This window comes from Pigmentiphaga litoralis, assembly GCF_013408655.1.
Lineage (GTDB): Bacteria > Pseudomonadota > Gammaproteobacteria > Burkholderiales > Burkholderiaceae_B > Pigmentiphaga > Pigmentiphaga litoralis_A.
This window is the reverse complement of record NZ_JACCBP010000003.1, coordinates 491440-508234: the sequence shown is the minus strand read 5'-3', so window position 1 is coordinate 508234 and position 16795 is coordinate 491440. Positions and strand designations below refer to the sequence as shown.

14 protein-coding genes are annotated in these 16795 nt (G+C 63.6%); 8 read left to right on the top strand and 6 right to left on the bottom strand.

From position 1 onward, the window contains the following. Nucleotides 1-88 precede the first annotated feature (88 nt). From HD883_RS26620 to HD883_RS26595, 6 genes are all read left to right on the top strand, one after another. Nucleotides 89-1009, top strand: coding sequence for a LysR substrate-binding domain-containing protein (locus HD883_RS26620; protein ID WP_179589969.1), 921 nt, complete (start codon nt 89-91; stop codon nt 1007-1009). A 107-nt stretch (nt 1010-1116) separates the two neighbouring features. Continuing rightward, on the top strand, nt 1117-2271 hold the full coding sequence (locus HD883_RS26615; RefSeq protein ID WP_179589971.1) for an alpha-hydroxy acid oxidase: 1155 nt from the start codon (nt 1117-1119) through the stop codon (nt 2269-2271). 99 nt (nt 2272-2370) lie between these two features. Further along, a complete protein-coding gene (locus HD883_RS26610) occupies nt 2371-3597 on the top strand; it encodes an ABC transporter substrate-binding protein (protein ID WP_179589973.1) in 1227 nt (408 codons plus the stop codon). A 124-nt stretch (nt 3598-3721) separates the two neighbouring features. Next, nucleotides 3722-4597, top strand: a complete 876-nt coding sequence (locus HD883_RS26605; protein ID WP_179589975.1) for a branched-chain amino acid ABC transporter permease — start codon at nt 3722-3724, stop codon at nt 4595-4597. A gap of 2 nt (nt 4598-4599) precedes the next feature. After that, nucleotides 4600-6552, top strand: a complete 1953-nt coding sequence (locus tag HD883_RS26600) for a branched-chain amino acid ABC transporter ATP-binding protein/permease (protein ID WP_179589977.1) — start codon at nt 4600-4602, stop codon at nt 6550-6552. 41 nt (nt 6553-6593) lie between these two features. Then, on the top strand, nt 6594-7316 hold the full coding sequence (locus HD883_RS26595; RefSeq protein ID WP_179589979.1) for an ABC transporter ATP-binding protein: 723 nt from the start codon (nt 6594-6596) through the stop codon (nt 7314-7316). An 81-nt stretch (nt 7317-7397) separates the two neighbouring features. On the opposite strand, the gene dnaJ is transcribed toward HD883_RS26595, so the two are convergent. From dnaJ to hrcA, 6 genes are all read right to left on the bottom strand, one after another. After that, a complete protein-coding gene (gene dnaJ / locus HD883_RS26590) occupies nt 7398-8525 on the bottom strand; it encodes a molecular chaperone DnaJ (RefSeq protein WP_179589981.1) in 1128 nt (375 codons plus the stop codon). A gap of 212 nt (nt 8526-8737) precedes the next feature. Further along, entirely contained in the window at nt 8738-10678 is a 1941-nt protein-coding gene (gene dnaK, locus HD883_RS26585) for a molecular chaperone DnaK (RefSeq protein ID WP_179589983.1), read from the bottom strand. 171 nt (nt 10679-10849) lie between these two features. After that, nucleotides 10850-11434 (bottom strand): nucleotide exchange factor GrpE, encoded by a 585-nt coding sequence (grpE, locus tag HD883_RS26580; RefSeq protein ID WP_179589985.1) that lies wholly within the window; start codon nt 11432-11434, stop codon nt 10850-10852. Between the two features lie 118 nt (nt 11435-11552). Then, the gene (locus HD883_RS26575; protein WP_179589987.1) at nt 11553-11936 is read right to left on the bottom strand and encodes an RNA-binding S4 domain-containing protein; all 384 of its coding nucleotides are present in this window, start codon (nt 11934-11936) and stop codon (nt 11553-11555) included. Between the two features lie 48 nt (nt 11937-11984). Further along, on the bottom strand, nt 11985-13112 hold the full coding sequence (gene hemH, locus HD883_RS26570) for a ferrochelatase (protein ID WP_179589989.1): 1128 nt from the start codon (nt 13110-13112) through the stop codon (nt 11985-11987). Nucleotides 13113-13119: 7 nt separating this feature from the next. Then, nucleotides 13120-14127, bottom strand: coding sequence for a heat-inducible transcriptional repressor HrcA (hrcA, locus tag HD883_RS26565; protein WP_179589991.1), 1008 nt, complete (start codon nt 14125-14127; stop codon nt 13120-13122). Nucleotides 14128-14208: 81 nt separating this feature from the next. Here hrcA and HD883_RS26560 point away from each other — a divergent pair, with 81 nt between their 5' ends. Both HD883_RS26560 and recN read left to right on the top strand, forming a co-directional pair. Continuing rightward, nucleotides 14209-15105, top strand: a complete 897-nt coding sequence (locus HD883_RS26560; RefSeq protein WP_179589993.1) for an NAD kinase — start codon at nt 14209-14211, stop codon at nt 15103-15105. Between the two features lie 27 nt (nt 15106-15132). Then, nucleotides 15133-16776 (top strand): DNA repair protein RecN, encoded by a 1644-nt coding sequence (recN, locus tag HD883_RS26555; protein ID WP_179589995.1) that lies wholly within the window; start codon nt 15133-15135, stop codon nt 16774-16776. The last annotated feature ends 19 nt before the right edge of the window (nt 16777-16795 follow it).

Here is a 16795-nt window from a genome sequence, read left to right as displayed (position 1 = left end):
CGGGAAATCCCCACTGCGCGCCTTGTTTTTTGGCGTCCGGCAGAACCTATACTTCCGGTTTGCCACGCTGCCAGCGCAGGACCTTCGCATGCATAGTCCGACCGGGAAAGATGTCCGGCTTCCGCCCCTTGCCGGCATCCAGGCCTTCGAGGCGGCGGCCCGCCTGGGATCGTTCGAGCGGGCCAGCGAAGCGTTATGCATTACGGCCAGTGCAGTGGGCAAGCGGGTGGTCGCCCTGGAAGCGCAACTGGGCGTCAGCCTGTTCGTGCGCCGGGGCCGCGGGCTGGACCTGAGCCTGGCCGGCAAGGAATATCTGGAGCAGGTCCGCAGCGCCCTTGAACTGCTGTCCAACGCGTCGCTGCATCAACGCGTCGTGCGCCGCCGCGAACCGCTGCGGATCGTGTCCACTCCCACGTTCGCGCGGCAGATCCTGGTGCCCCATCTGGCGGGCTTTACCGAGCGGCATCCCGATGTCGAAATCGAGCTGCTGCTGTCCATCCCCTATCTTGAAATGGGACCGCCCTATGCGGACCTGCAGATCCGTTTCGGCACCGGCAGCTTTACCGGCCTGATCTCGCAGCGCCTGACGCACGACCCGGTGTTTCCGGTGTGTTCGCCCGCGTATCTGGCGGCGCACCCGGGCCTGCGCAGTCCGGCGGACATCCGCCAGGCCACCTTGCTGCGCTGCCCCCTGGAACCGTGGCGGCCCTGGCTGATGGCCGCAGGCGTGAACGACAGTTCCGAACCCGAAGGCGGCGTGCGCATGTTTGATCTGGGCATGATGCTGGAAGCGGCGCGCGCCGGCATGGGCGTCGGCCTGGCCCGCGACTGCCTGGTGCGGCAATGGCTGGACGAAGGCAAGCTGGTCCGCCTGTTCGACATTACGGTGCCTTCGACATCCGACTACTACCTGTGCCGCGATGCCTCCCAACCCTTTGACGAGGTCGTCGATCTGTTCGCCACCTGGCTGACCGCGTTAACCCGGAACGGGCAAACCAGCACGTACTAACCCCGAGGCGGAAACATTTTCCAGGCTCATGCGGAATGATATTCTGCGCAACACATGCTCTACCTCGATAGCATGGCTCTCTCATAACAAAAATAGAGGGGACGGGGATGCAGGCAATCACGCATGTCGGGGATCTGCGAGCAATGGCAAAGCGCCGGGTGGCGCGCGCCATCTTCGATTACGTCGACAGCGGTTCGTACGATGAAGTCACGCTGCACGCCAACTGCAATGACCTGGCGGCGCTGCGTCTGCGCCAGCGCGTCATGGTCGACGTCTCCTCGCGCAATCTTGCAAGCACCATGCTCGGCCAGCGCGTCAGCATGCCCGTGGGTCTTGCACCTACGGGGCTGACCGGCATCATGCATGGCGATGGCGAAATCCTGGCTGCCCGCGCGGCGGAACGCGCCGGTGTGCCCTTCTGCCTCAGCACCATGTCGATCTGCTCGATCGAAGACGTACGCGACGCCGTCACCCAGCCCTTCTGGTTCCAGCTGTACGTGATGCGCGACCGCGCATTTTCGCAGTCGCTGATCGAACGCGCCATTGCGGCCAATTGTTCCGCGCTCGTGCTGACACTCGATCTGCAGATCCAGGGGCAGCGGCACCGCGACATCAAGAATGGCCTGGCCGTGCCGCCGCGCCTGACGCTCGCCAATGCGCTCGATATCGCGACCAAGCCGTCATGGGCCTGGGGCGTGATGATGGGCAAACGCAAAAGCTTTGGCAACCTGGAAGCGCAGCTGGCCAAGGCCGGCAACCTCAAGACCCTGTCCGAATGGATCGCGGGCCAGTTCGACCCGTCGTTGAACTGGAACGACGTCGCTTGGGTGCGGCGCCTGTGGCCGGGCAAGCTCATTCTGAAAGGCGTGCTGAACGTCGAAGACGCGCGCCTGGCGGCCGACAGCGGCGCCGACGCCATCGTGGTGTCCAACCATGGCGGGCGCCAGCTCGATGGCGCGCCTTCTTCCATCGCCGCCCTGCCGTCGATCGCGGCCGCGGTGGGCGACCGGGTCGAGATCATGTTCGATGGCGGCATCCGCTCGGGCCAGGACGTGCTGCGCGCGCTGGCGCTGGGCGCCAAGTCCTGCCTGATCGGACGCGCCTTCCTGTATGGCCTGGGCGCGCTCGGCGAAGCCGGCGTGACGGCCACCCTCGACATCATTCGCAAGGAACTGGACGTGGCCATGGCGCTGACCGGCACCCGCGACGTGCGCGACGTGACGAGCGACGTGCTCTGGAACGACACCCGCACGGCGGCCTGAAGCCTGCCCTGCCTTGCCCTGGTTTTGCTTGACCCGCTGTTGCTTGATCCGGTTCGTACTGCCTCAGTCCGCTACTTCCGCTGCACCTCAGGAGACACCATGACTTTCCCATTACAAAAACTCGCCGGCATCCTCGCTCTGTCGTTGACCGCCTCGTTCGCCCACGCTGCCGACCCGATCAAGATCGGCGTGTCGGGGCCCTTCACAGGGGGCTCGTCGTCCATGGGCGTCAGCATGCGTGATGGCGTCCGGCTGGCAACGACCGAGATCAACAAGGCCGGTGGCGTCATGGGGCGTCAACTGCAATTGGTCGAACGCGACGACGAAGCCAAGAACGAACGCGGCGTGCAGATCGCGCAGGAAATGATCAACAAGGAACAGGTCGTGGCCATGCTGGGCTACATCAACACCGGCGTTGCCCTGGCCTCGCAGCGCTTCTTCCAGGACGCCAAGATTCCAGTGATCAACAACGTGGCGACCGGCAGCGTGATCACGCACCAGTTCAAGAAGCCCGAGCATCCCGACAACTACGTGTTCCGCAACGCCGCGCATGACACGATCCAGGCGCCCATGATCGTCGAAGAAGCGGTCACCAAGCGCGGCTTCAAGAAGGTCGCGATCCTGGCCGACTCCACCAACTACGGCCAGCTGGGCCGCGAAGACCTGGAAAAAGCCCTGACCGCCAAAGGCATGAAGCCGGTCGCCGTCGAAAAATTCAATATCAAGGACGTGGACATGACCGCGCAACTGCTCAAGGCCAAATCGGCCGGAGCGGAAGCGGTGCTGACCTACGGCATCGGCCCTGAACTGGCGCAGATCGCCAACGGCATGACCAAGCTGGGCTGGAAGGTGCCGCTGATCGGCAGCTGGACCCTGTCGATGGCCAACTACATCGACAACTCGGGCACCAACGGCGAAGGCGCGCGCATGCCGCAAACCTTCATCCAGGAACCGAACACCCCGAAGCGCAAGGCCTTCATCGACAACTACCTGAAGACCTTCAAGCCCAAGAACAACCGGATCGACTCGCCGGTGTCGGCCGCGCAGGGGTATGACTCGGTCTATCTGCTGGCGGCCGCGATCAACCAGGCCAAGAGCACCGACGGCGTGAAGCTGCGCGAAGCACTCGAAAACCTGCAGACCCCGGTGGAAGGCGTCGTGATGACCTACGACAAGCCGTTCTCGCACGACGACCATGACGCCATCACGGCCAACCTGACCGTGATCGGCGAAGTGAAAGGCGGACGCGTCGTCTATGCCTATGACACCGACATGAAGTCGGGCGCCACGGCGCGCAAAAAAGAAAGCACCGCCCTGGCCAAATAAGGCGGGCTTGTGCACTCAGGCGCCGCCCGGCGCCTGACCTGGACTCGGCGCTCTGCGGCGCCGGCTGTCTCCACGGCTTTTCCGGCAGGCGCCGGGAAAGCCGGTTTTCTGCTCGGGATCCCAGATGGAAATCTTCATACAGCTGATCTACAGCGGCGTGGCGCTTGGCATGATCTACGCGGTCATCGCGTTCGGCTACCAGGTCACGTTCGCGACATCCGGCACCCTCAATTTTGGGCAGGGCGAAGCTCTGATGCTGGGCGCGCTCGTCGGCCTGACGCTCGTCGGACTGGGCGTCAACTACTGGCTCATGATCCCGCTGGTGTGTCTGTTCGGGCTGGCGCAAGGCGCGCTGGTCGAACGTGTCGGCGTGCGGCCGGCAATCAAGACCCGGTCCGAATTCGGCTGGATCATGGCCACCATCGCGCTGGGCATCATCTTCAAGAACGTGGCCGAAAACGTATGGGGCCGTGATGACCTCCGCTTTCCGTCCCCCCTGCCCGAAGCGCCGATCAAGGTGTTTGGCGCCAACGTGCTGCCCATGGAACTGCTGGTCGTGGTGGGCGCCCTGGCGCTGATGCTGGCGGTCGAAATCTTCAACCGCAAATCGATCTATGGCAAGGCCGTGGTGGCCACGTCGGACGATCGTGCGGCAGCCGGCCTGATGGGCATCGACACCAGCCGCGTCATCACGTTTTCGTATGCCCTGTCGTCCATGACGGCCGCGTTTGCGGGCGTGCTGATCGCGCCGCTGACGCTGACCGGCGCGACCATGGGCGCCGTGCTCGGCCTCAAGGCGTTTGCCGTCGCCATCATCGGCGGGCTGTCCAGCGGCATGGGGGTGATCGTCGGGGGATTGGTGCTGGGCATTGCCGAGACCACCACCGGCTTCTACCTGTCCACGGGCTACAAGGACGTGCCCGGACTCGTGCTGTTGCTGCTCGTGCTCGCGCTCAAGCCAGCCGGCCTGTTCGGCAAGACTGCCATCAAGAAGGTATGACGATGAAACCTTTGCATATCGCACTCTCGGTGCTGGGCATCGTCTGCCTGGCGCTGTTCCCGCTGGCGGTGACCAATCCGTATTACCAGCACCTGGCCGAAACCATCATGATCTACGCGATCCTGCTGTTTGGGCTCGACATCGTGGTGGGTTATACCGGGCAGGTGTCCCTCGGTCATGCCGGTCTGTTCGGCATCGGGTCCTATACGGCCGGCGTGCTGGTGTTCCACTTGGGCATGCCGATCTGGATCACGGTGCCGGCGGCCATTGCCGTCACCGCCGTGTTCGGCGCGGTGCTGGCGCTGCCCGCGCTGCGCGTCACCGGGCCATATCTGGCGATGGTGACCCTGGCGTTTGGCACGATCATCCAGATCCTGATCAACGAAATGACCTTCCTGACCGAAGGTCCGCTGGGCATCAAGCTGTCCAAGCCCATGTTCGGCACGCATCTGGTCAACAAGACCGAATACTTCTGGATCGTGGCCGTGCTGATGGTGCTGGCGCTGCTGGCCGTGCACCGCATCCTCAAGTCGCATCTGGGCCGGTCGTTCGAAGCGCTGCGCGACAGCCCGATCGCGTCCGATTGCATGGGCGTGTCGGTCTATCGGTACAAGGTCTATGCCTTTGTGATCAGTGCGGGGTTCGCCGGACTGGCGGGGTCGCTGTACTCGTATTCCGAGCAGTACATCTCCCCCAACACCTACAACTTCGAACTGACAATCCTGTTCCTGCTGGCCGTGATCATGGGCGGACGCAAGACGCGTATCGGGCCGCTGCTGGGCGCCACCATCATCGTGATGCTGCCCAAGATGCTGGACGATATCGGAACGTTCCGAATGGTGGCGGTGGCAGTCGCCTTGCTGGTGGTGCTGGGCGCGGTCTATCTGCTTGCGCAGAAACGCACCACGCCGCAGCGCGTGATGCTGCCGGTGATCGGCACCGTGGCGCTGGCGGCGTTTGCCTTCTGGCTGGACGCCGTGACCGACTGGCGGCTGACGATCTTTGGCGTGATGATCCTGTTCGTCGTGTACTACCTTCCCGACGGCATCGTGGGCTTCGTGCGCAACACCTTCTTTGCACACAAGCGCGCGGAACGTGCGGCGGCCACGCCCTTGCCCGAAGCCGAGGCCAGCCTGGCGATTGCGCGCACACCGGCGGGCAGCGATCCGGCGGGCGATGCCGGCCTGCTCGACGCCAACCAGGTGCTGATGCAGTTCGGCGGCCTGAAGGCGCTGAATCAGGTGGACCTGAAAATCCGCCGCGGCACCATCCACGGTTTGATCGGCCCGAACGGATCGGGCAAGAGCACGATGATGAACGTGCTGACCGGCATCTACACCCCCACCGCGGGCAGCGTGACGTTTGCGGGCCGATCACTGGCGGGCCGCACGCCGTCCGACATCGCCTTGTCGGGCATCGCGCGCACCTTCCAGAACGTCCAGCTGTTCGGTGAAATGACCGCGCTGGACAACGTGCTGGTGGGCTTGCATCACACCTTCAACACGGCCTTGCCGGGCATCATGCTGCGCACCGGATCATGGCAGCGCGAAGAAGCGGCGGCTCGCCAGCGCGGCATGGCGCTGCTGGCCTTTGTGGGCCTGGCCGACTTTGCGCTGGAAGAAGCCCGCAACCTGCCCTACGGTAAACAGCGCCTGCTGGAAATCGCGCGCGCCCTGGCGCTTGATCCGCAACTGCTGCTGCTGGACGAGCCCGCTGCCGGCCTGACCGCACCCGACATCGTGGAATTGCTTGCCATCATCCGCAAGATCCGCGATCACGGCATCACCCTGATCCTGATCGAGCATCACATGGACGTGGTGATGGGCGTGTGCGATGTGGTGTCGGTGCTGGACTTCGGGCAGAAGATTGCCGAAGGCCTGCCGCGGCAGGTCCAGTCGGATCCCAAGGTGATCGAAGCCTACCTGGGGGGCGCCCCCACTGCGGCGGCGGCCTGACCGGTCCTTTCCAATCCAGCATTCAGCACCAAGGAGACACCATGTTGTCCATCAGGAATCTCGAAGCGGGATACGGCAAGGTCAAGGTGCTGCACGGCATCGACATCGACGTCCCGAAGGCCAAGGTCGTCACGTTGATCGGGTCGAACGGCGCCGGCAAGACCACCACCATGCGCGCCATCAGCGGCATGATCCAGCCGACCAGCGGCAGCATTTCCTTGAACGGGACGCGGGTCGATGGCATGGCCTCGCATCACATTGCGCGGCTGGGCCTGGCGCACTCCCCCGAAGGCCGGCGCGTGTTTCCGCGCAGTTCGGTCAACGACAATCTGCTGCTCGGCGCCTTTCCGCGGCTGACCGGCGGGCGGCCCAAGGGTGACGTCAAGGCCGACCTGGAACGGGCGATGGAACTGTTCCCTCGCCTGAAGGAGCGGCGCACGCAGCTGGCCGGCACGCTGTCGGGCGGCGAACAGCAGATGCTGGCCATGGCTCGCGCCATCATGCTCAATCCCGACGTGGTGCTGCTCGACGAACCATCGATGGGCCTTGCGCCCATCCTGGTCGAAGAAGTGTTCCGCATCATCGCCCGCCTGAAAAGCGAAGGGGTGACCATGCTGCTGGTCGAACAGTTTGCCGCGGCGGCGTTGCAGGTCGCCGACTACGGCTACGTGCTCGAAAACGGCCGGATCTCGGTACACGGTTCGGCGGAACGGCTGCGGCACGATCCGGCGGTCGTGGCCGCGTATCTGGGCGGCGGGCACTGAACGCAAGGCTTCGCGCACCCGGATAAAAAAACGCCCACTGGCCTGCACCGGTGGGCGTTTTTTATTGAGCGGCGTGGCCGATCAGCTGAAGAATTCCTTCACGCGATCCGTCCATGACTTGCTTTGCGGCGAATGCTTTTCGCCACCTTCGGTCAGGGATGCTTCAAAGTCACGCAGCAACTGGCGCTGCTTGTCGGTCAGGCGCACCGGCGTCTCCAGCACCACATGGCAGTACAGGTCGCCGGGGTAGCTGGCGCGCACGCCGCGGATACCCTTGCCCCGCAGGCGGAACACTTTGCCCGACTGGGTGCCTTCCGGAATCGTGATCTCGGCGCGTCCCCCCAGGGTCGGCACTTCCAGTTCGCCACCCAAGGCCGCGGTCGTGAACGGGATCGTCAGTTCGCAATGCAGGTCGTCGCCATCGCGCTGGAAGATCGCGTGCTGTTTGATGTGGATTTCCACATACAGGTCACCCGACGGGCCGCCGTTGACGCCTGGCTCGCCATTGCCCGACGACCGGATGCGCATGCCGTCATCGATACCGGCCGGAACCTTGACCTGCAGCGTCTTGTTGCGGCGAACCTTGCCTGCGCCATCGCACGTCGTGCAAGGATCAGGGATGACCTTGCCGGTGCCATGGCAGGTCGGGCAGCTTTGCTGCACGCTGAAAAAGCCCTGCTGCATGCGCACCGCGCCCGCGCCGCCGCAGGTGTGGCAGGTTTTGGGTTCGGTCCCGGGCTTGGCGCCCGAGCCGTGGCAGACCTCGCAGTTTTCCCAGCTCGGCACGCGGATTTCGGTGTCGAAACCATTGGCGGCCTGTTCCAGCGTGATTTCCAGGCCGTACTTCAGGTCGGCGCCGCGGTACATCTGCGATCCGCCGCCACCGCCGCGCTGGCGGCCGCCACCAAAGATTTCGCCGAAAATGTCGCCGAAGGCATCGGCAAATCCACCCGCGCCGCCGCCCATGCCGCCGGCTGCCGCCGCGTCCACACCCGCATGGCCATACCGGTCATACGCGTCACGCTTTTCGGCGTCGGACAGCACTTCGTAGGCGTGCTTGGCTTCCTTGAACTTTTCTTCGGCCTCTTTGTTATCCGGATTGCGGTCCGGATGGTATTTCATGGCCAGTTTGCGGTAGGACTTCTTGATCTCTTCGTCGGACGCATTGCGTGCCAGACCGAGGACGTCGTAAAAATCGCGTTTTGCCATGGTGCGTTGGAGCCTGTGGTAACCAATATGTCAACAACCAGATCCCGCCGCGGCGGAATCCTTGAATGGGGAATGTTCTCGATAGCGCCGGCCTTCAACCACGATCCGGGCGCTATGGGGAGCATTCCACGCGGGCACTCCCTTGCCTTTCCGTTTCGGAAACGACAAAACGGGAGGCGCCGGCAAGCCGGATCCTCCCGTTCAAGACGCGATTACTTGTCGCGCTTCACTTCCTTGAAGTCCGCATCGACGACATTGTCGTCGGCAGGCTTGCCCGAGGCGCCCTGGGCGTCGCCGCCCTCGGCACCACCGGCTGCGCCGGCCTGGGCCTGCATGTCGGCATACATCTTCTCGCCCAGCTTCTGCGAGACCGTCGACAGCGTTTCCACCTTGGCGTCGATGGCGGCCTTGTCGCCGTCCTTCAACGTGTCTTCCAGATCCTTGATCGCGGCTTCGATCGCTTCCTTTTCGGACGCTTCGATCTTGTCACCGTACTCGGTCAGGGACTTGCGGGTGGCGTGCACCAGCGCGTCGGCCTGGTTGCGCGACTGCGCAAGCTCGGCCACCTTCTTGTCTTCCGCGGCGTTGGCCTCGGCGTCCTGCACCATGCGCTGAACTTCTTCCTCGGTCAGGCCAGAGTTGGCCTTGATCGTGATCTTGTTCTCTTTGCCGGTGCCCTTGTCCTTGGCCGACACGTGCAGAATGCCGTTGGCGTCGATGTCAAACGTGACTTCGATCTGCGGCGTGCCACGCGATGCAGGCGGGATCCCTTCCAGGTTGAATTCGCCCAGGCCCTTGTTGCCAGCCGCGATTTCGCGTTCACCCTGGAACACCTTGATGGTCACGGCCGGCTGATTGTCGTCAGCGGTCGAGAACACTTGCGAAAACTTGGTAGGAATCGTGGTGTTCTTCTTGATCATCTTGGTCATCACGCCGCCCAGGGTTTCAATACCCAGCGACAGCGGCGTCACGTCCAGCAGCAGCACGTCCTTGCGGTCGCCCGACAGCACGGAACCCTGGATCGCGGCGCCAGCAGCCACGGCTTCGTCGGGGTTCACATCCTTGCGCGGATCCTTGCCGAAGAACTCTTTGACCTTCTCTTGCACCTTGGGCATGCGGGTCATGCCGCCGACCAGGATGACGTCATCGATCTCGGAAACCTTGACGCCGGCGTCCTTGATGGCGATGCGGCAAGGCTCGATCGTGCGAGCGATCAGTTCTTCAACCAGCGATTCCAGCTTGGCGCGGCTGATCTTCAGGTTCAAGTGCTTCGGACCCGATGCGTCGGCCGTGATGTACGGCAGGTTCACTTCGGTCTGCGCAGCCGACGACAGTTCGATCTTCGCCTTTTCCGCGCCTTCCTTCAGGCGTTGCAGGGCCAACACGTCTTTCGACAGGTCGACGCCTTGCTCTTTCTTGAACTCAGAAATGATGTAGTTGATGATGACCTGGTCGAAGTCTTCACCACCCAGGAAGGTGTCGCCGTTGGTCGACAGCACTTCGAATTGCTTTTCGCCATCCACGTCGGCGATTTCGATGATCGACACGTCGAACGTGCCGCCACCCAAGTCATACACGGCGATCTTGCGGTCGCCCTTTTCCGACTTGTCCAGACCGAAAGCCAATGCCGCAGCGGTCGGTTCGTTGATGATGCGCTTGACGTCCAGACCCGCGATGCGGCCGGCGTCCTTGGTGGCCTGACGCTGGCTGTCGTTGAAGTAGGCTGGCACGGTAATGACCGCTTCCGTCACTTCTTCGCCCAGGTAGTCTTCGGCGGTCTTCTTCATCTTGCGCAGCACTTCGGCCGACACTTGAGGCGGCGCGAGCTTGCGATCGCGAACCTGCACCCAGGCGTCGTTGTTGTCTGCCTTGATGATCTTGTAAGGCATCAGTTCGATGTCTTTCTGGACCGCCTTTTCGTCGAACTTGCGGCCAATCAGGCGCTTGACGGCGTAAAGGGTGTTCTGCGGGTTTGTGACTGCCTGACGCTTGGCGGGTGCGCCGACCAGGGTCTCACCGTCTTCCATGTAGGCGACGATGGACGGGGTCGTGCGGGTGCCTTCGGCGTTTTCGATAATTTTGACTTGGTTGCCATCATAGACAGCTACGCAGCTGTTGGTGGTTCCAAGGTCGATACCAATGATTTTGCCCATGATCCTGTTCCTGAAATATCAGAAAAACTTTGCTTGAACACTAAATAGGTGGGATGGAGGAATTTTCAATGGCCTCCATCAATTTGTTTTATCGGGCCATGCCCGATGTGCCTGAATCCGCTATGGCGGCCACCGGCGTTGCATCAACCGGCCGCCTTCCACAGCGTCCGTTTACTTCGCGGCGGCGACGGTCACCAGGGCCGGACGCAGCACACGGTCCGCTATCAGGTAGCCCTTCTGGAGCACCTGCAGGATCGTGTTGGCGGCTTGATCCGACGGCACTGACGCAATCGCCTGGTGCTGATGCGGATCGAACTTGGCGCCGGCTTCCGGCTGGATGACCATCAGCTTGTTGCGCTCGAACGCGGCGGTCAGCTGCTTGAGCGTGATGTCGACGCCTTCACGCAGCGATTCCACGGTCTGGCCTTGCTGGGCCAGCGCCGCTTCGAGGCTGTCCCGCACCGGCACCATGCTTTCGGCGAAAGATTCGATACTGAATTTGTGGGCCTTGGCCACGTCGTCCTGGGCGCGGCGGCGCGCGTTTTCCGCGTCGGCACGTGCACGCAGCAGGGCGTCGTAGTGTTCCTGGGCCTGAGCCTGGGCGGCAGCAAGCTGCGCCTGAAGGTCGGCTACAGGATCGGTCTCGACCGCGGGCTGTTCTTGCGGGGTCCCGGCATTGCCCTCGGGCATGGAAAAAGCGTCTTCCTGCGGGGCGCGCTGGGTAGGTTGGTCGCCAGGCGACTGCTCAGCAGACATCGAAGTCCTCCAATGAAAAAAGTCGAGAAAAATCAGGCACTTGCTTTCGCGATATGCCACAGATGGGGGTAAGGACCGGCATTTCAAGCCTGCCGCGACGCGGCAGGCAGAAGAAAGTTCATTCGTCGCCGTGGCGGAAGCGATCCAGGCGGCGGCGATCGGCTTTCGTGGGACGGCCCTTGAGTTCGACAGAAGGGTCGCGCGCCTGACGGTTCAGTTCGATGGCAGTGAGCCGTTTTTTCATGCCGTCAGGCGTTTCGTCGTACAGCGTGCGCGCAAACACCGCCGGGCCACGCAGGGCGGCAATGCCGCGGACCAGGACTTCCCAGTCCTGCTGCCCAACCCGAATCTGCAGCATGTCGCCCGGCCGGACGGACCGGGAGGGCTTGACCCGATCGCCGGCCACTTTGACCTGCCCGTTTTCCACGGCGGCCTGGGCCAGTGTGCGCGTCTTGAAGAAACGGGCTGCCCAGAGCCATTTATCGATCCGCAGTTCTTCCATACGTATGTGTGTTCCAGACTGGAAATGCCAGCATGCCCGGACACATATTCAGTCGGTTGCGCCAAGTTCAAGGGCATGTTCGCGCTGAACCTGCAATTCGCGTGCCTCGGCGGCGGCCATGTCGGGGGAACGGGCCGCTTTTGTCGGCCAGCCCTGCAGGTGGCGTTCGACCAGCGACGTCAGGGCGTCGATCCACGGCGCCGAGTCATTGATCGCCGGAATGTAGCGGTATTGCGTACCGCCGGCGGCCAGGAACGCGTCGCGCGCTTCTTGGGCCATTTCTTCCAGGGTCTCGATGCAATCGCCCACGAATCCCGGACAGAACACGTCGACCGACGTCACGCCATTCTTGGCCAGTTCTTTCAGCGTGGGCTCGGTGTAGGGCTGCAGCCACTCGGCGGCGCCAAAGCGGCTCTGGAAGGTGATTTCGACCTGGTCCGGCGTCAGCCCCAGGGCAGCGATCAGCAGCCGCCCGGTTTTCTGGCATTCGCAAAAGTACGGATCGCCCAGGTCGAGGGACCGGCGCGGCAGGCCGTGAAAGCTCAGCACCAGTTTCTGCCCGCGGCCGTTGTGTTCCCAGAAGTCGTTCACCCGCGCCGCCAGGGAGGCGATGTAGCCCGGGTCGTCATGGAAATGCTTCACGAACCGCAGTTCGGGCGTGTTGCGGGTGCGCGCCAGCAGCGCATTGATCGCGTCGGACACAGTGGCCGTCGTGCTGGCGGAATACTGCGGGTACAGGGGCAACACCAGGATCCGGTCGCAGCCACGCTCGCGCAGGGTCTGCATGGCGCTGGCCAGCGACGGATTGCCATAACGCATGCCCAGCACCACTTCAACCGCGTGGCCGCGTGCTGTCAACGCCGCGTCCACCGCCGCCGTCTGGCGCCGGCTCCAGACCATGAGCGGCGATCCTTCGGCCATCCACACCGACGCATACCGCGCCGCCGCGTCCTTGGGACGCACGTTCAGGATGATGCCGTTCAGGATCACCCACCAGATCGGCCGGGGGATTTCGATGACGCGGGGATCGGACAGGAATTCGGCCAGGAAACGGCGGACGGCCTTGGGATTCGGCGCGTCGGGCGTGCCGAGATTGACCAGCAGCACGCCGGTCTTGGCGGCCGCGCCGTGGACAACCGCGCCATGACGATGGGGCGGTTCGGGAAGAAAACGCATGCGTGTCCTAGTGTTGGCTGAGCGCGTTGGAAAGCAGGCGCGCCGTGATGTCGACGATCGGGATGACGCGATCGTACGACATACGCGTAGGGCCGATGACGCCCAGGGTGCCCACGATCTTGCCGTCGACCCCGTAGGGCGCGGTGATCACGCTCAATTCTTCGACCGGGACCAGTTGCGAGTCGCCGCCGATATAGATCTGGACGCCCTGCGCGCGGCTGGAAATGTCGAGCAGCTGCATCAGATCGGTTCTCTTTTCGAACAGGCCGAACATCTTGCGCAGCTTGTCCAGGTCGGCGCCCAGGTCGGATACCCCCAGCAGGTTCAGCTCGCCCGAAATGACAACCGAATCGGAGTTGTCAGCCGCGACTTCGGTGCTGGCGTCCACGGCCTGCTGCATCAGGCGGGAGATGTCTTCGCGCAGCTTGCCCAGGTCGCGCTGCAGCGTCAGCCGCACGTCGTCAAACGACTTGCCGCCGAAATGCTGGTTGAAGAAATTGGCCGCTTCCATCAGTTCGGTGGACGAATAGTCGCGCTGCGCGAACAGGATGCGGTTCTGCACGTCGCCTTCCGGCGTCACGATAATCAGCAGCACCCGCTTGTCGGACAGCCGGATGAATTCGATCTGCCGGAACATTTGCGTGCGTTTGGGCGCCATCACCACCCCTGCAAATTGCGACAGGTTGGAAAGCAGCGACGCGGCTGATGCAATGACGCGTTGCGGGTCGGCCGCGGGCAGCAGCGTCTGTATCCGGTTTTCTTCGGACACTTCGTACGGGCGGACGGTCAGCAGGGAATCGACGAACACCCGGTAGCCCTTGGGCGTGGGAACCCGCCCGGCCGAGGTGTGCGGACTGTGGATCAGCCCGTGGTCTTCCAGGTCGGCCATGACGTTGCGGATCGTGGCCGGCGACAGATCGAAGACTTTCGACAAGGTGCGCGAACCGACGGGCTGGCCGTCAGTGATGTAACGCTCTATGAGCGCCTTGAGTAGCGTGCGTGCGCGATCGTCCATATCCGCTATTGTAATGACGGTCGGGCTTGGCAGGACGGTTTTTCCCGCTCGCCGGCCACCTTCACCCATATAATCCCAAGCATGCATTTTCCCATCGTCGCCCTCGTTGGCAAATACCATGACACCGGCATCGCCGGGCCGCTGCGGGCCCTTGCGCGCATGCTTCAGGCCAGCGGCCGAGAAGTGTTGTTTGAAGCCGAAACCGCCGTCAATATCGGGCTGACCGACTACCCGGCCGCCACGGTCGACGAGATCGGGCAGCGCGCCTCGCTCGCGATCGTCATGGGCGGCGACGGCACCATGCTGGGCCTGGCCCGGCAACTGGCGCCCTGGAATGTGCCGCTTGTCGGCATCAACCACGGCCGTCTGGGCTTCATCACTGATATCCCGCTCGAATCGGCCGAAGAAGCCATTGCCGGCATGATGGAAGGCAATTTCGAGTCTGAAGAGCGGATCCTGCTGGACTCCAGCGTGATCCGCGGCGAAACCACCATGATCTCGGCGCTGGCGCTGAATGACGTGGTGCTGAGCCGGGCCGGGCTGGGCGGCATGATCGAAGTCACGGTGCAGGTGGACGGGCTGTACATGTCCAAGCAGCGCGCCGACGGCCTGATCATCGCCACCCCCACCGGGTCGACCGCCTACGCGTTGTCCGCCAACGGTCCGATCCTGCATCCGTCATTGCGCGGATTGGTGCTTGTTCCGGTCGCGCCCCAGGCGCTGTCCAACCGGCCGATCACCATCCCCGATCACTGTACGATCGAAATCACGCTCACCCGCGCGCAGGGTGGCCGTGACGAGAGTGCCAGCGTTCACTTCGACATGCAGAGCTGGTCGTCCCTGAAGGTCGGCGACCGCATCGTAGTGAGACGTGCAGAACATACCATCCGCTTCCTTCATCCGGCCGGATACAGTTACTTTTCCACTTTGCGACGAAAGTTGCACTGGAACCAGATTTCCGGCGCAGCAGTCGACTGACCCCGATCTTTACTGGCCTTCTCCCGTATGCTGCGCGCGCTGCACATCAATGATTTTGTGATTGTCGACCACACCGAGGTCGAGTTTGGCCCCGGATTCACCGTGTTTTCCGGCGAGACGGGCGCAGGCAAGTCGATCCTGATCGACGCACTGGCCCTGGCGCTGGGCGAGCGGGCGGACGCCTCGGTTTTGCGCGAAGGGGCGACCCGCGCCGAAATCAGCGCCGTCTTCGACGTTCCGGATACCCTGACCGGCTGGCTGGCCGACCACGAACTGGACAGCGACAGCCTCGTGCTCCGCCGCCTGATCGACAGCCAGGGCCGCAGCCGCAGCTTCATCAACGGCATGCCAGCCACCCTCACGCAACTGCGTGAACTGGGCGAGCAACTGGTCGACATTCATGGCCAGCATGCCCACCAGAGCCTGCTCAAGGCCGATTCCCAGCGCGATCTGCTCGACGGTCATGGCGATCATTCCGCCCTGCGCCGCGGCATCGCCGACGCCTGGAAGGCCTGGCGCGACGTGGCGCGCCGCCTGGAAACCGTGGAACGCGACGCCGAAAGCCTGCAGCAGGAACGCGAACGGCTCCAATGGCAGGCCGACGAACTGGACCGCCTGGCCTTGGGCGCCGACGAGTGGGAAGAACTGCAGGCCGAACACACCCGGCTGGCGCATGCCCAATCCTTGATCGACGGCGCGAGCCAGACCATTGCGGCGCTGGAAGAAGACGACGACGCGGCACACACCCGGCTGGCCGCGGCATCGCAGCGGATCGCCCAGCTCGCCAATCATGACTCGGCGCTGACCCCGGTATCCGAAGCGCTGGAATCCGCGCGGATCGCCCTGCAGGAGGCCGTGTCCGATCTGAACAGCTATCTGGCCCGGCTCGAAGTGGACCCGCAGCGGCTGTCGATCGTGGAAGCCCGGCTGCAGGCCGTGTTCGAGACCGCCCGCAAGTTCCGGCTGACGCCCGACGAACTGCCTGAACGGCATCAGACCCTGCTGGCCCAGCTGGATACGCTCAAGGAATCGGAAGACGTCCAGGCCCTGCGTGCGCGTGCCGAGGCCGCCCGGGCGGCCTACGACGCATTGGCCAAGGAACTGAGCACCGCGCGCCACAAGGCGGCTGCGTCATTATCCAGGCAGGTCACGCAGGCGATGCAGACGCTGGCCATGAGCGGCGGCAAGTTCGAAGCCGTGGTCCAGCCCGGCGAACCGGGCGTGGCGGGCGCCGACCTTGTCGAGTTCCGTGTGGCCGGCCATGCCGGCACCACGCCGCGCGCCCTGGCCAAAGTGGCGTCGGGCGGCGAACTGGCACGGATTTCCCTGGCGCTGTCAGTGATCGCCAGCCGCGCGGCCCGCGTGCCGACCCTGATCTTTGACGAGGTGGATACCGGGGTGGGCGGCGCAGTGGCCGAAGTGGTGGGCCGCCTGTTGCGCGAGCTGGGCAACTTCCACCAGGTGCTGTGCGTGACCCACCTGCCCCAGGTCGCGGCCTGCGGCAACGTGCATTACGAGGTGGAAAAGCGCCAGTCGGGAAGCAGCACCGTATCAGGCGTGCATCTGTTGAACCGTACCGGCCGGATCGACGAAATTGCCCGCATGCTGGGGGGTATCGAAATTACGGCCACCACCCGCAAACACGCGCGGGAGATGTTGGGGAACAACTAGCGGGGCGGCAGCGGGAGCA

What these genes read in the sequence shown, in the direction of transcription:
- dnaJ (WP_179589981.1), bottom strand. Translation starts at nt 8,525, where the DNA reads ATGGCAAAACGCGATTTTTACGACGTCCTCGGTCTGGCACGCAATGCG.
- HD883_RS26610 (WP_179589973.1), top strand. Translation starts at nt 2,371, where the DNA reads ATGACTTTCCCATTACAAAAACTCGCCGGCATCCTCGCTCTGTCGTTG.
- hemH (WP_179589989.1), bottom strand. Translation starts at nt 13,112, where the DNA reads ATGCGTTTTCTTCCCGAACCGCCCCATCGTCATGGCGCGGTTGTCCAC.
- grpE (WP_179589985.1), bottom strand. Translation starts at nt 11,434, where the DNA reads ATGTCTGCTGAGCAGTCGCCTGGCGACCAACCTACCCAGCGCGCCCCG.
- HD883_RS26600 (WP_179589977.1), top strand. Translation starts at nt 4,600, where the DNA reads ATGAAACCTTTGCATATCGCACTCTCGGTGCTGGGCATCGTCTGCCTG.
- HD883_RS26560 (WP_179589993.1), top strand. Translation starts at nt 14,209, where the DNA reads ATGCATTTTCCCATCGTCGCCCTCGTTGGCAAATACCATGACACCGGC.
- HD883_RS26615 (WP_179589971.1), top strand. Translation starts at nt 1,117, where the DNA reads ATGCAGGCAATCACGCATGTCGGGGATCTGCGAGCAATGGCAAAGCGC.
- hrcA (WP_179589991.1), bottom strand. Translation starts at nt 14,127, where the DNA reads ATGGACGATCGCGCACGCACGCTACTCAAGGCGCTCATAGAGCGTTAC.
- HD883_RS26620 (WP_179589969.1), top strand. Translation starts at nt 89, where the DNA reads ATGCATAGTCCGACCGGGAAAGATGTCCGGCTTCCGCCCCTTGCCGGC.
- dnaK (WP_179589983.1), bottom strand. Translation starts at nt 10,678, where the DNA reads ATGGGCAAAATCATTGGTATCGACCTTGGAACCACCAACAGCTGCGTA.
- HD883_RS26595 (WP_179589979.1), top strand. Translation starts at nt 6,594, where the DNA reads ATGTTGTCCATCAGGAATCTCGAAGCGGGATACGGCAAGGTCAAGGTG.
- recN (WP_179589995.1), top strand. Translation starts at nt 15,133, where the DNA reads ATGCTGCGCGCGCTGCACATCAATGATTTTGTGATTGTCGACCACACC.
- HD883_RS26575 (WP_179589987.1), bottom strand. Translation starts at nt 11,936, where the DNA reads ATGGAAGAACTGCGGATCGATAAATGGCTCTGGGCAGCCCGTTTCTTC.
- HD883_RS26605 (WP_179589975.1), top strand. Translation starts at nt 3,722, where the DNA reads ATGGAAATCTTCATACAGCTGATCTACAGCGGCGTGGCGCTTGGCATG.